Below are 13,240 nucleotides of genomic sequence, written 5' to 3' on the forward strand. Positions count from 1 at the left end.
CCTTAGTTCGACTTCTGGTACTTCGAGAGGTTCTCCGGTGTTACCAGTTCGAACGGAACGTAGACCTTGGCCTCGACCTTCTCGCCCTTGGCAAGTTTCAGCGCTGCATCGACAGCGCCCTGCCCCTGGCCCGCGGCGTTCTGGAACACGGTTACGTCGAGATCGCCCGCCGCCATGGCGGCAAGCGCGTCCTGCGTCGCATCGACACCGCCGATCACGACGGAATCCATGGTGCGGCCGGCAGCCTTCAGGGCCTGGATCGCGCCGATGGCCATTTCATCATTGTTGGAGATCACCGCATCGAACTTGAGACCGGCGGAAAGCCAGTTCGTCATGAGGTCGGCGCCCTGCGTACGGGACCAGTTAGCAGTCTGTTCTTCAACGATTTTAAGGCCTTTGCACTCATCCGTGGCGATCACATCGTGAATGTCCTTGGTGCGCTGGCGCGCGGCCTGGTTGGAGAGTTCGCCCATCATGACGACGACGTCGCCCTTGCCCTTCAGCAGACGGCAGACTTCCTTGGTCTCGAGGGTACCGGACTCAACCTCGTTCGACGCCACGAATGCCTGCTTCTCGGGCAGTTCATTGACGTTGACGGGTTCGCGGTTGACGTAAACCAGCGGAATGCCGGCGTCGGCGGCGATCTTCGACATGGCCGCAGTCGCGTCCGTATCGACCGGGTTCACGATGATCGCATCCACCTTGGAAGCGATGAAATTCTGGATCTGGCTCTGCTGCTTGGCGACGTCATTCTGCGCGTCTTCAACCTGAAGGGTCACTCCATCGAGCGTCTTGGCATAGTCCTGCATTCCATTGCGCAGAACGGTGAGGAAGTTGTCATCGAACAGAGCCATCGACACGCCGATATTGGCGGCGAAGGCCGAACTGCTCATCAGGGCCGAAACAGCCACGGTCATCAGTAACTTTTTCATTTCATCTCCTCCACAAATGGTGCCCGGCCACACCCGCTTTAATCCGGATTGTCCCCACACCTTGGTACACGCAGCCAACGTACCCCTGGATGCGAGATTGCGGCGAGGAGAGTGCGCGAAGTTTCGCGCAAACCTGATCCTGAGCCTCCTAGAACGGAATATACAAACCGTTGTGCTCAGTTTCTGAAATATTTATTCCATTTTATCGTTCAAGCGTCAAGCAAGATTCAATTTGAAGCGGCAATAATTGCCGGTCTAATTTTGCACGGCTGTGCAACTGGAAGTGGTTCCTGACGATGCTGATAGGCGAAACGATCGATGCATCGTGTACGACTTTGGTCCGATTGACACCTTTTGCACCAGCTCGAAATATGCAGCGTTTGTTTAATCGGTTTAGGTTGGCATTTTGGGAGGAATGCGACATTCGACGCCAGTCGATATTTGAAGGCAGCGCCCATTTGCGCATCAACACATTTTTCAAGAATTCATTTGGGAGGAGACGATGATGATTAGACGCACCTTGGTGGCGTCCCTGCTTGGTTGCACGATATTGACAGGTTGCGACGGCAAGGACGAAGCGCCAGCACCAACCAGTACGTTTGCAGCGGATGTTGAAACGCTCAAGCACGACAATGCCGCGCTCAAGGACGATAACGCTTCCCTGAAAGCAGCGGGCGAGGCGGCCAGCTCACAAATCGCCCTATTGCAGTCACAGGTTGCGGAGAGCAAAATCACCGACAGTGTTGCGACAACGGCTATGTCGGATGCCATCAACCGCCTGCAAAGCCAGTTCGACGCCCTGCAGCAGTCTGCGACTGACAACAAACAGTCGGACGACGCGTTCAAAGCCAGCCTGCAAGCCGGCCTGGACAAACTGGCCGAACTTTCGAGAAATCCGCAACTGACCCCAGCCGACCGCATCGCGCTTGACGGGTTGACCGGCACGCTCAAAACGATGGGCGACGGCATTGCCGCCGCCGCAAATGTCAAGGATTTGGAAGCTGTAAAGGCCAAACTGGCAGAGCTGCAAAAGAGCCCGCAGCTCACGGCCTCCGACCGTACAGCCCTTGATGAACTTGGCGGCAAGCTCAAGGGCCTGAGCGACGATATTGCCACGGCGGTCAAGACCGCAGGCGACGACAGAACGAAACTCACAGCCGCCAGCGACAGCATCAAGCAGTTGCTTGAAGCAATGAAATCCAAGGCGGACACCACGACCGTTGCCGCTCTCGGCGAGCAGCTGGCCAAACTGCAGAGCGCCTTCGACGTTTCCGCCAAATCCAGCGCCGAGACCGCAAGCAAAATCGCCGCTCAACTGGCCGCGATCGAAGGTTCGATGGCCAAGCTGGTTCCGGACGATTTGACCGCCTACGTGAACCAGTTTGTCGGCACCGCCGACGCCAAGATGGCCGAAGGCGCTGTTGCCGTCGCCGCGGGCAAAGGCGGATCGCTTTCGCCAGGCGCGGGCGTACCATTCGGCATGGTCTTCTGGGCGCCGGAAAATCATTACAATTGGGAGTCGAAGACCTGGCCTTCCGGTTATTACTGGAGCAATAATGGGACAACAAAGGGCATAAAGGGTTTCAGCCTTACCCATATGAACGGCGCAGGCTGCGCCGGCAATGGCGGTGAGTTTCCCATGATGCCGCTGACCGGCGCCTCCTTCGACCTTTCCAAGGGTATTACCTTTTCCCACGCCAATGAGTCGGCGGCGGCGGGATACTACCAGGTCAAGCTCGACTCAAACGTCAATGTCGAACTCACCGCGACTGCGCGCACGGGTTTCGGCCGTTTCGTCTATCCCGCCGACGGAAAAGCCTTTCTTTTGATCGATCCGACGCGCACGAATGTACGCAAAGGGCAGTCCGGTGAAATCAAGGTTGCCCCGGACTCGCCCCGCGCCCTCGTTGGCAGAGCGCAGACCGGCGCGTTCTGTGTTCCTTACAATGGTGACGATAAGCCTGATGCCTTTATCTATGCCGAGTTCAATCAGGACTTCGTCCTGACGACGGTTGCCGGCGCGCCGGCATTGGAGTTTACAACGGTACCACCTCATCAACTTTATCGAGTGCCAGCGACCCCGTTTCGCTGCCGTCGTAGACGCGGTTGTCGTCGACGACTTTGTCTTTAGGCGCGAGAATCTCGAAAGCCTCGTCCTCGTGGCCGGCATTGGCGAGCATTTCTCCAGCCTCCTTGGAAAGCCCTGCCCCCTTCAAGGTATTGACTGCCTTTGTCAGGTTGCCTTTCTTGAGGTAGTCGTCAGCGGCTTTCTTGGCCGAAGCTGCGTCGAGCTCAGCCTTAGGCATATCAATTTCTTTGCCTTTCGCCTCTTTGACCGCAGATGCATTGGCGGCTTGGGAGACCCCTTCCCCAACGTCTGGGGCAGGGCCGGCGAGTAGCGTCGGCCGTACTTCGGTGAGCGCAACGCCCGCGCCATTTTGGGACAAGGACGAGTTGGAGCCGTCGTAAGCGGTTAACAGGAGAAGCGAGGCAAGTGCATAAAACTGAAATTTCATCGACGCCAAATCTCTGTACTGAATGAATTTATGACATTCAACTCTTTGCAATCAGAAAGATCAGCGTCAATTCGTCTAAAGTTTAATTGGATATTTATCCGTCGATTTATTCAAGTATTTGAGCTGAATACATAATAGCATTCGCCATTAATTCCTACTTTTCAATCTATACTTGTAGAAGTAAACCTGAAACTCGATATCTCTCGAAGGAGTAATTAAGAGCGAAATGGCCACGGGGTAGCCATTTCGCTCTTCCCGACACCGTACTTGAATGCAAATGTGTCACGTAGGAATGACGCAGCAGGCGCGACCGAGGCCGCGCCTTGCCATCCATTTATTGCGTCGATAGTGCCTTGACCGCAGAAGTCCGGGGACCGGCATATGGCGGGGCGTCGTAGAACGCGTTCAACATCTCTTTCAGTGGCCTGCGGGCTTCTTCGGACGAGTAGGTCATATGACCGCCTTCAAAGAGCCCTACCGGCATGCGGTCTTTCAGACCTGCCCCCTCAATGTCCAGTTCGGTCTGATAGAACGGCGTCACAATGTCGTAGTAGCCATGGAACACCAGCGTTTTGATCGATGGGTCCTTGACGACGATCGCTTTCAGGTCGGGCAAGCTGGTTGCCTGCTTGCTTGCCGTTGCAGTCCGTTCCCACTTCCAGCCGTCATATGCGGCGTCGGAGGATTTGATATAAGTGGAACTCACATTGTAATTGGTGAAGTTCGGCAGATACGTCTTGATTTCATTCTGGAACGCCACATCCTCGTAGTCGCTCATATTATAGGGCTCTTCGTGAGCCGGAACATCGCCGACGCGCTTGACCCACTTGCCAGGAATGACCATTCGGGCATCGTAATAATTCTTGATAAAATTCTTAAGAAGTACGGTGTCCATGAAGAACACTTCGCCGTTGTTCAGTCCGTGCCGCCAATTGCCCTCCTTGATAGTCGTGATAGCACTCAGGTAGGAGGTCAGGATATCGCCGTCGGGGGTATCGACGAAGGCTGACCATTCCGGCGAGTCGAAATACTCCGTATCCTCGTTCGGGACGCCCTTGTAGTAAAGCTCGTTAGCCGGTGCGAAGCGCTCCACCATGAACTTTCTGATCGTAGACAAGTAGCTTTCGACTGACGTTCCCGCCGGTCGCGCTTTCGATAGCTTGTGCCAATCCGCGATCATGGCATAGGTTGGTACTAACCCCGCACAGGAGAGGGGCTTTTTCCAGTCATCGCCATAGTCGGAACATGTGACATCGTAGGCAAGAACCGGCGAATTTAGGATAACGCCGGAAAGGACGACGGAATCCTTGCCGGATTTGTCCGGCTCGAACTGGCTCTTGCCGGCGTCTTCCATAAGGTTCGCTACGATCGGCGTGCGAATGCCGCCATAGGATTCGCCGTAGACGTATTTCGGCGAAAGCTGACGATTGTTGACGTTGACATAGCGCCGGATGAAATCGCGGATGACAGGTGGATCCTGGTCGACGCCCCAAAAATCGGAATTCGTGTGCGGCGCGATCGCTTGGGAGTAGCCGGCGCCCGGAGGATCGATGAAGACGAGAGCCAAGTTGAGGGTTGTAAAACTTGATTCATGTCAAGGAGAGAGGTCGGCGTCAATTCGCCTAAAGTTTAACCGGGTAAAGAATTGGGCCGTTTATTTAGTCATTGTTTTCAATAAGATATCGATGGTTGCATGGACATACGCCTCCGTCAACCTTAGCGTGTAGACCCGTTTCATGCATCTGCGCCTGCCACTGACTCGTTCTAAACCAGCCCGGCCTTGATTCCGTCCATGCTGTCCCGGACTGCCTCGGCGGGATTCTCGAGTTGCTGAACTTCCTCGGCAAAAGGCTCGAAGGAGAAGGCGCCGTCATACCCCTGATCGATGAGCGCGCGCATCTGCTCGATATTGCCGAGCCGGTCCTTGTCGTCGACCAGCACCCGATGCGGATCGCGCATGGCGCTGACCGTGACGTCCGGATCCGTCACCCCGGAAATATGGACGAGACCGGTCATCGCCGGGAAAAGTTCCGGCTCGCCGGCAAGATGATGGTGGAACGTGTCATGCACGAGCTTGAACCGCTCCTCCCCGCCGACCGCCTGAATAGCCTCGACGGCCTCACGCTTCGAGCGCAGGGAGCAAACCTCGAAGCCGAGCGGCTCGACATAGCCGATCAGGCCACGTTGTTCGAGAATGGGCTTTAGCCCCTTCAGCGCAGAGCGCAGGTTCGCCTGGCGCTCACCATCCCTTTGCCCGGTGCCGTCATTGACGGGAACGAGCACCAGTGCCTTGGCGCCGACGTCCCTTGCATAGTCCGCAAGTTCTATTGCCTCTTTCTCGCGCTCCGGTGTCCAGTCGTTGAAGCGCTGCAGCGCGTTGATCGTTGCGATTCTCACGCCGACCTCATCAGCCAATGCCTTCACTTCGCTCGCGTCCGTGCCGTCCATGATGGCGTTGCCGCCAAGATCATTGCGGATCTCGACATCCTTGAGGCCAAGCGACTTTGCCAGTTCAAAGAATTTGCGCGGCGAAAGCCCGGGAGCCACCATATGATTAAGAGCAAAAACTGGATGCGAAATTGTGTCGGTCATGTGATTTCCTCCCGAAGATCCCAACGTCGCGCAAGGACGTTGCCGTTGGGCGTGAACATCTGTCGTGATCGCCTCGTCGTCAATCACCATGATGAGCGAAAAACTATCATTCCTGATAGATTCGGTGGTGACGAGACGTCAGATATTCTCCGGCAGGTAGATGTCGAAGGGCAGGAAGGTCTGGCCCGGTGCATTGGCCGCGCCCCGCTCGATCGCATGTCCCATGAGGTCGACGAGTTCGCGGCAAAGCCGCTGCAGCGGCGTGGAAATCGCCATTGTAACGATGTTGTCGGCAAGCGCGGCGCGCGATTCCGGCGTGATCTCATTGACGATCATCACCGGCGGCGGTTTGATGCCCGTTTCCCGCAGCGCGGCGATTGCCCCCTCCATGCCGCCACCCGCCACATAGCAGCCCGCAAGGTCGGGATGGCGGCGCATCAGGTCGAGCATGGCCTCATGGGTGATCTGCCGGGTTTCGAGGTTTACCATCGTATCGAGAACGGTGAACTCCTGCGCCTCTTCGCGGAAAAATGCCCGAAAGCCGATCTCGCGCAGTTCGTGACCGTGATAGCGATGGCTTCCAACGAAGATGACGACCTTTCCGGGCTTGCGCGCCGCCTTGGCAATCATCCACGCCGCAGTGCGCCCGACCTTGCGATTGTTGACGCCGATATAGCCTTCGCGCACCCCGGCGGCGAAATCGGACAGCAGTGAGAAGACCGGAATATCCTTCTGCTTCAATTCTTCGACGGCAGCGGTGATGGCCGGATGATCCGGCGCAACCAGGCCGACCGCCCGGCACCGGCCGGCAAGCGGCCTCAGCTTGGCGACGATATCTTCGGGCGATTGCGAAGCGCAGAATTCAACCTGGGCAATGCCGCGAAAATGCACGGCTTGCGCAACGGCGTTTTCGATCTCGCGTGCAAAGCTTTGATAGAATTGATGACCCGGCTTGCTGAGCAGGAATCCAACCTTGTATTCCGGGAGTTCCTGACGCATGCGCTGGCGAATAAGACCGGCGGCGTGATAGCCGATCGTGTTGGCCGCCTCATAAACGCGCCGCGCCGTCTCTTCACGCACCGGCAGCCGGTTGTTGAGCACCCTGTCGACTGTGGCAACGCTGACACCAGATTCCCGCGCAAGATCAGCAATAGTCGGTCGGTTCGCCAATGTCTTCTTCGCCTGATAGATTCTATCATCGTTTCCTACCATGGCATGAGAGTAAATGATAGAATTTCCTCATCCTCGATTGAGGCGCGGCAGCCATACTCATAATATCCCGGCGACACGCAATTCCATTGCATCGATCTGGGAGGTCACGCAATGAAAACAGCCAGCTTGGCGGCACCGACAAAAAGGGATTACAGCCTCATCGGCCGGGATTCCCGCCTCGCCGTGGAATCCGGTCTCGCCGCTGCCGAGTGGTATCATACTGACATTCCGCGCAAGCAGATGAAGGAACTGATGAAACGCAGCGATGGCCCCGCAATTCGCGATACGATCATCTGGCTCGGGAGCATGACCATCCTTGCCGGTCTCGGCATCTACTTCTGGGGCAGTTGGCTATGCGTGCCCTTCTTCCTCGCCTACGGCGTGCTCTACGGCTCCGCATCTGACAGCCGCTGGCACGAATGCGGACATGGCACTGCATTCAAGACGCGCTGGATGAACGACGCGGTCTATGAAATCGCCTGTTTCATGATCATGCGCAACCCGATCACCTGGCGCTGGAGCCACACGCGCCATCACACGGACACCGTCATTGTCGGCCGTGATCCGGAGATCGCGGTCATGCGCCCGCCCGACCTCTTGCGCCTCGTCCTCAACTTCTTCGGCATTCTCGATGCCTGGCACGCGATGACCGATCTTGTCCGCAATGCGTCCGGCATTGTCAGCGCCGGGGAAAAGACTTTCATTCCCGAACAGGAGCAGCCCAAGGTCATCCTTGTCGCGCGGATCTGGGCGGCGATCTACCTCGCGACCATTGCGCTTTCCATCTATATGGGCTCGATCCTGCCCCTGATGGTCATCGGCCTGCCTCGCCTTTATGGCGCATGGCACCATGTCATGACCGGGCTTCTGCAGCATGGCGGCCTTGCCGACAATGTCATCGACCACAGGCTGAACAGTCGCACGGTTTACATGAATCCGGTCAGCCGCTTCATCTACTGGAACATGAACTATCACGTCGAGCATCACATGTTCCCGATGGTGCCCTACCATGCGCTGCCGCAGCTCCACGCCATGACCAAGCACGACCTGCCCGCGCCGAACCCATCCATTCTCAGCGGCTACCGCGAGATGATCCCCGCCTTCATTCGCCAATTGCGCAACGAGGACTATTTCCTGAAGCGTGAACTGCCGGCAACGGCAAAGCCCTACCGCGAGGCGTTTCACAACGAAGCTTTGGCATCCGCGGCGGAATAGTCGGGTCTGTATCCAGGACAACATTCGGGAGGAATGAATATGAGCAATTGGGTTGAGGCCTGCACCTCCGAGGATATCGACGAGGAGGACGTCATGCGCTTTGATCACGACGGGCGCACCTTCGCGATCTATCGCAGCTCCGAGGACGAGTTCTTCGCCACCGACGGCTTGTGCACGCATGAGCATATCCATCTTGCCGACGGCCTGGTCATGGATGAGATTATCGAATGCCCGAAACACAACGGCCGCTTCAACTACAAGACCGGCCAGGCCAAGGGCGCGCCGGTCTGCGTCAATCTCAGGACATATCCGGTCAAGGTCGAGTCCGGCAAAGTCCTCATTCAGCTCGGGTGACCGTCATGGAACATGGCATGGTCATCATCGGCGCTGGCGAATGCGGGGTGCGCGCGGCATTTGCCCTGCGTGAAAACGGCTATGGCGGGACGATCGCGTTAATCGGCACCGAACCGCACCTCCCCTATGAACGCCCGCCACTTTCGAAAGAGGCGATGGTCTCCGACGATCATCCCTTGCCGAGAACCATCGCCAGTATCGAACAATTCGCTGAGCAGCGGATCGACTTCATCGGCAATTCAACGGCTGCGTCTATCGACCGGGCCGCAAAGTCGGTCGTCCTTCACAACGGCCGAAAAATTGCATACGAGCGGCTGCTGATTGCCACAGGCGCTCTGCCGCGCGCCCTGCCGCTTGCTGCAGGCAGCAAACATTGCGTCACCTTGCGCAGCTATGACGACGCGCTGCGCATCCGTGCGCGCTTCGGTCCGGCGGCACGCATTGCTATCATCGGTGGTGGGTTCATCGGCCTCGAACTTGCCGCAAGCGCACGCAAGCGCGGCGCGGCGGTGACGGTCATCGAGGCGCAGCCGCGTATCCTGATGCGGGGCGTGCCGCAAGAGATCGCCGAGGTCATCGCCGCCCGCCATCGCCATGAAGGCGTCAGTCTGCGCTGCGGAACAGGGATCGCATCGATCAACGACACGGACGACAGCGTCAACATCACCCTTGCTGACGGCATGGAAATTGCCGCCGATCTTGCGGTGATCGGGATTGGCGCTGTCCCTGTCACGGATCTGGCTGAAGCGGCCGGTCTCGAAACCGCCAATGGCATCATCGTAAATGATTGGCTGCAGACGAGCGACCCTGACATATTTGCTGCCGGGGATTGCTGCGCCTTTCCACTCGCGATCTATGGCGGACGACGCGTCCGCCTGGAGGCCTGGCGCAATGCGCAGGAACAAGGTTCCCTCGCCGCGCGCAACATGCTCGGCGGCCGGGAGCCACACGAATCCGTACCGTGGTTCTGGTCCGATCAATACGAACTCGGCCTGCAGGTCGCGGGACTTGCCGACGAAGCGACGGAGACGATCCGCCGTGACCTTGGCGACGATGCCTTCATCCTCTTTCATCTTGCCGCCGATGGCCGGCTTGTCGCGGCAAGCGGCATCGGACCCGGCAATGCTGTCGCCAAAGATATTCGCCTCGCCGAGATGTTGATCCAACGCAGCGCGCGACCGGTTCCAGCGCAGCTTCAATCGAGCCATGTCAAACTCAAATCGCTGCTCGCGGCCTAAGGCGGATAACCATGCGAAACCTGCGCCCCACCGTCGCGGACATTCTTGCACTTAAGGGCCGCCGCCAGCTAACCATGCTGCGGGTCGAAACGCTGGAGGAAGCCGAGGCCGCCGAACGCGCCCGCGTCGACATGCTTTCCATACCGCCGGCGTTGCTTACGCCGGAATTTCGCGACGCGGCGCCCTCTGCCTTTACCGTGCCGGGGCTCGAATACGGCGATTTCGTCACCGCCGAGGATTACCTGCGGGGTGCGTTCACGGCACGCAAGGCGGGCGCTGACGCTGTCTATTGCGCCGCAAGTCTTGCCACGGTGCGCCGGCTTCGCGACGAGGGAATCCCCGTATGCGGACATGTGGGCCTCATCCCGTCCAAGGCGACCTGGACGGGCGGATTCAGGGCGGTAGGGAAGACTGCGACGAGCGCGCTCGAAATCTGGCGGCAGACCAGGGCGCTTGAAGAGGCAGGCGCCTTCGCCGCCGAGATAGAGGTCGTGCCGGTTGACGTCGCCTCCGCCATCAGCGAGCGAACATCGCTTTTCATGATCTCGATGGGCGCGGGCGCGGGCTGCGATGCGCAGTATCTTTTCGCAGCCGACGTGCTCGGTTCAAATCGCGGCCATTATCCGCGCCACGCCAAAGTCTATCGCAACTTCACGGCTGAACTCGACCGCCTGCAGCAGGAAAGGATCGCGGCCTTTTCCGAGTTCGTCGCCGACGTGAGTGCCAGGACATATCCGGGACCAGAACATGTCGTCGGCATGCCGCGCGAAGAACTGGACCGGTTCTTGCGCGAACTGCCCTCTCTCTGATCTACGGTCGCCGTTTGCCTTAAGCCTCGACTTCGACATTGCCGAGCGGCTTGGAGCAGCAGGCGAGGATATAGCCCTCGTCGATTTCCTCATCGAGGATGCCGCCATTGTGGTCCATGTCGACGTTGCCGGCGAGCTTCATAACTTTGCACGTGCCGCAAAGACCCGACTCGCAGGCGGCGGCAATGCGGATGCCAGCACCGCGCGCCGCCTTGAGGATCGTTTCTCCGGCCGCGCATGGCACCTCCATGCCCGACATCGAGAACGTCACCGTCGCGCTCGCGGCCGGCTCCGTGGAGATCCCGTCGAGCATCGGCAGAACAGGCTCGGGCGCCGGGCCGAAGCTTTCCTGATGGTAGTGGGCCATGTCGAATCTGGACGCTTCGAGCATATTGCGCACATCACGCATGAAGCTTACCGGACCGCAGCAGAAAATGGTCCTGTCCTTGAAGTCCGGGGCGAGCAGCGGCAGCTTCGGCGTTTCGAGCCTGCCGCGTATGCCGGTCCAGACCTGCCCCATCTCGTGCTCCTTGATGAGGAAGGTCAATTTCAGGTTCGGCATGCAACTCGTCAGATATTCGAGTTCCTTGCGGAAAATGATATCGCTCGGACGCCGCGCGCAGGTAACGAAATTGATATCGCTCTGCGGCGCGCAATCATGCATCCAGCGCGTCATCGACATCATGGGCGTGATGCCTGAGCCGGCTGATATGAAGAGATACTTGCTGCCGGGATGCTTGCGCATCGAAAAGTCGCCGAGCGGGCCAAAGGCCTTGAGGCGCACGCCCGGCATGAGATGATCGAGCATCCAGCGCGTGCCGATGCTATCTTCCTGCGCCTTGACCGTCACGGCGACGGTGAAGGGTCGGGAGGGGCTCGATGACAATGTAAAGGTGCGCAAAACCGCTTCCGGTTGCACAGGCAGCTCGAAGGTCATGAACTGGCCAGGCTCATAACGAAACCAGTTATGATTATCCGAGCGGAAGGTGAAGGTCTTCACATTGGGCGCTTCCTCGACGACCGAAAGACATTCGAGAAGATGCAGCCGGTCGTTCCACGGCTGCATCTGGTCGAGGTGCGGATAATTCTGGGAAACGCCAATGTTCATTCAAGCAACCCTGCTGAGTTTCGTATCGCCGGAAAGCCGCGCTTCCATGGCATTGCTATACCATTCCAGGAATTGAAGGACGCCGCCTTCATGCTCGACCGAATAGGGACCGGGTTCATAGGCCGGCGAGCGAATGCCGAACGCGTTTTCCTCGACGATGCGACGGTCCTGATCGTTGGTTTCCAGCCAGACATGCGTCAGATCTTCGAGATTATAATCGACGCCCTCGACCGCATCCTTGTGAACCAGCCACTTGGTCGTGACTTGCGTCTCGTTCGGACCGAGTGGCAAGACACGGAAAGAGATCGCATGGTCGCCAAGGATGTGATTCCAGGTCGTTGGATAATGGTAGAGGAGCAGTGAACCTATGCTCCTGGCGTTGACGTCGTCGCTGAGTTGACGGCCGACTGCGCGCTTGCCCGATAGAGTATAGCTCTCGGCATTGTTGATGAGCGGAACACGGGTCGCCCGATACTGCCCATCTTCAGCGATGCGGAATACGCTTGGCAAACCGGCAGCCTCGCACTTGTCCCAGTGCGATACCATTTCCGGATCTTCCTTCGAACCCTGAATTCCGGTGGCGCTCGGCGCCTCCGGGAAGGTCTTGCAAAGCTCAGGATGGTTGCCGGCGCAATGGTAGCACTCGCGGTTATTCTCCCAGACGAGCTTCCAGTTGCCTTTCTCGACGATCGAACTCTGGAAGGCGACCTTGGTCTCCGTCAGCCGGTGTGGCGCAAGGTACGGCTCGAGCAGGGTGCGTGTCGGGGTGAAATCGGGCGCGATCTGCGCCAGGCAGATGAAGATGTAGCCGCCGACGCTCTCGCAATGCACCGTTTTCAGACTGAACTGGCTCGCGTCGAAATCGTCTCCCATCTGGCGGGCAAAAAGCAAACGTCCATCGAGCTCGTACGTCCACTGGTGATAGGGGCAGACGAGCTTTGCCGAGCTCCCCTTGTCACCCGCGCAGATGCGCGAGCCGCGATGACGGCAGGAATTGTGGAAGGCGCGAATCTGTCCCTGACGGTCGCGAACGATGACGACGGGGTAGTCGCCGACCTGCACGGTGAAATAATTGCCGGGTTTGGCGACTTCGCAATCATGGCCGATGAACAGCCAGTCGCGATAATAAATCGTCTCCATGTCGAGACGGTAATAGTCTGGGTCCGAGTAGAAAGCCTGTTCCAGTCCGTAGCCCGGTTTCCGGGTTCTGAGATTCCGGAGAAGTTCATTGCGAATGTCCATGTCGCGTCCTCGCCTTAAGCCT

Annotated in this window: 12 protein-coding genes; 5 read left to right on the forward strand and 7 right to left on the reverse strand. The window is 58.1% G+C overall.

Annotation, left to right across the window (positions count from 1 at the left end; translation table 11 throughout):
* Positions 1-2: 2 nt before the first annotated feature.
* A complete protein-coding gene (locus BM074_RS18485; RefSeq protein WP_027229569.1) occupies positions 3-932 on the reverse strand; it encodes a sugar ABC transporter substrate-binding protein in 930 nt (309 codons plus the stop codon).
* A 502-nt stretch (positions 933-1,434) separates the two neighbouring features.
* Here BM074_RS18485 and BM074_RS18490 point away from each other — a divergent pair.
* A complete protein-coding gene (locus tag BM074_RS18490) occupies positions 1,435-3,063 on the forward strand; it encodes a hypothetical protein (RefSeq protein ID WP_091923959.1) in 1,629 nt (542 codons plus the stop codon).
* Here the strand turns inward: BM074_RS18490 and BM074_RS22825 are convergent.
* The 4 genes from BM074_RS22825 to BM074_RS18510 all read right to left on the reverse strand — a co-directional run bounded on the left by BM074_RS22825 (position 2,969) and on the right by BM074_RS18510 (position 7,210).
* The gene (locus tag BM074_RS22825) at positions 2,969-3,448 is read right to left on the reverse strand and encodes a hypothetical protein (RefSeq protein ID WP_139217692.1); all 480 of its coding nucleotides are present in this window, start codon (positions 3,446-3,448) and stop codon (positions 2,969-2,971) included. The two genes, BM074_RS18490 and BM074_RS22825, sit on opposite strands and share 95 nt — an antisense overlap.
* 334 nt (positions 3,449-3,782) lie before the next feature.
* The gene (locus BM074_RS18500; RefSeq protein ID WP_091923963.1) at positions 3,783-5,015 is read right to left on the reverse strand and encodes a hypothetical protein; all 1,233 of its coding nucleotides are present in this window, start codon (positions 5,013-5,015) and stop codon (positions 3,783-3,785) included.
* Positions 5,016-5,212: 197 nt separating this feature from the next.
* On the reverse strand, positions 5,213-6,028 hold the full coding sequence (locus BM074_RS18505; protein ID WP_091924050.1) for a TIM barrel protein: 816 nt from the start codon (positions 6,026-6,028) through the stop codon (positions 5,213-5,215).
* A 150-nt stretch (positions 6,029-6,178) separates the two neighbouring features.
* The gene (locus tag BM074_RS18510; RefSeq protein ID WP_027229567.1) at positions 6,179-7,210 is read right to left on the reverse strand and encodes a LacI family DNA-binding transcriptional regulator; all 1,032 of its coding nucleotides are present in this window, start codon (positions 7,208-7,210) and stop codon (positions 6,179-6,181) included.
* Positions 7,211-7,363: 153 nt separating this feature from the next.
* Between BM074_RS18510 and BM074_RS18515 the strand changes: the two genes are divergently transcribed.
* From BM074_RS18515 to BM074_RS18530, 4 genes are read left to right on the forward strand one after another with little or no spacing between them, the layout of a single operon-like run.
* Entirely contained in the window at positions 7,364-8,467 is a 1,104-nt protein-coding gene (locus BM074_RS18515) for a fatty acid desaturase family protein (RefSeq protein ID WP_091923965.1), read from the forward strand.
* A 39-nt stretch (positions 8,468-8,506) separates the two neighbouring features.
* Positions 8,507-8,821: a MocE family 2Fe-2S type ferredoxin gene (locus BM074_RS18520; protein WP_091923967.1), complete on the forward strand. Its 315-nt coding sequence runs from the start codon at positions 8,507-8,509 to the stop codon at positions 8,819-8,821.
* A 5-nt stretch (positions 8,822-8,826) separates the two neighbouring features.
* Positions 8,827-10,059 carry an NAD(P)/FAD-dependent oxidoreductase gene (locus BM074_RS18525; RefSeq protein ID WP_027229564.1) on the forward strand — a complete coding sequence of 411 codons (1,233 nt, stop codon included), beginning with the start codon at positions 8,827-8,829 and terminating at the stop codon, positions 10,057-10,059.
* Between the two features lie 11 nt (positions 10,060-10,070).
* Positions 10,071-10,868 (forward strand): 3-methyl-2-oxobutanoate hydroxymethyltransferase, encoded by a 798-nt coding sequence (locus BM074_RS18530; RefSeq protein WP_027229563.1) that lies wholly within the window; start codon positions 10,071-10,073, stop codon positions 10,866-10,868.
* Positions 10,869-10,887: 19 nt separating this feature from the next.
* Here the strand turns inward: BM074_RS18530 and BM074_RS18535 are convergent, their stop codons facing one another.
* Together BM074_RS18535 and BM074_RS18540 are read right to left on the reverse strand one after the other, a co-directional pair.
* Entirely contained in the window at positions 10,888-11,976 is a 1,089-nt protein-coding gene (locus BM074_RS18535) for an FAD-binding oxidoreductase (RefSeq protein WP_175499065.1), read from the reverse strand.
* A complete protein-coding gene (locus BM074_RS18540; RefSeq protein ID WP_091923969.1) occupies positions 11,977-13,218 on the reverse strand; it encodes an aromatic ring-hydroxylating oxygenase subunit alpha in 1,242 nt (413 codons plus the stop codon).
* Positions 13,219-13,240 lie beyond the last annotated feature (22 nt).

The organism is Phyllobacterium sp. CL33Tsu (genome assembly GCF_900113985.1).
GTDB classification, from domain to species: domain Bacteria; phylum Pseudomonadota; class Alphaproteobacteria; order Rhizobiales; family Rhizobiaceae; genus Phyllobacterium; species Phyllobacterium pellucidum.

Excerpts from the sequence above, each read along its gene's own strand:
- BM074_RS18530 (WP_027229563.1), top strand. The coding sequence starts at position 10,071 with ATGCGAAACCTGCGCCCCACCGTCGCGGACATTCTTGCACTTAAGGGC.
- BM074_RS18535 (WP_175499065.1), bottom strand. The coding sequence starts at position 11,976 with ATGAACATTGGCGTTTCCCAGAATTATCCGCACCTCGACCAGATGCAG.
- BM074_RS18540 (WP_091923969.1), bottom strand. The coding sequence starts at position 13,218 with ATGGACATTCGCAATGAACTTCTCCGGAATCTCAGAACCCGGAAACCG.
- BM074_RS18490 (WP_091923959.1), top strand. The coding sequence starts at position 1,435 with ATGATGATTAGACGCACCTTGGTGGCGTCCCTGCTTGGTTGCACGATA.
- BM074_RS22825 (WP_139217692.1), bottom strand. The coding sequence starts at position 3,448 with ATGAAATTTCAGTTTTATGCACTTGCCTCGCTTCTCCTGTTAACCGCT.
- BM074_RS18520 (WP_091923967.1), top strand. The coding sequence starts at position 8,507 with ATGAGCAATTGGGTTGAGGCCTGCACCTCCGAGGATATCGACGAGGAG.
- BM074_RS18525 (WP_027229564.1), top strand. The coding sequence starts at position 8,827 with ATGGAACATGGCATGGTCATCATCGGCGCTGGCGAATGCGGGGTGCGC.
- BM074_RS18515 (WP_091923965.1), top strand. The coding sequence starts at position 7,364 with ATGAAAACAGCCAGCTTGGCGGCACCGACAAAAAGGGATTACAGCCTC.
- BM074_RS18485 (WP_027229569.1), bottom strand. The coding sequence starts at position 932 with ATGAAAAAGTTACTGATGACCGTGGCTGTTTCGGCCCTGATGAGCAGT.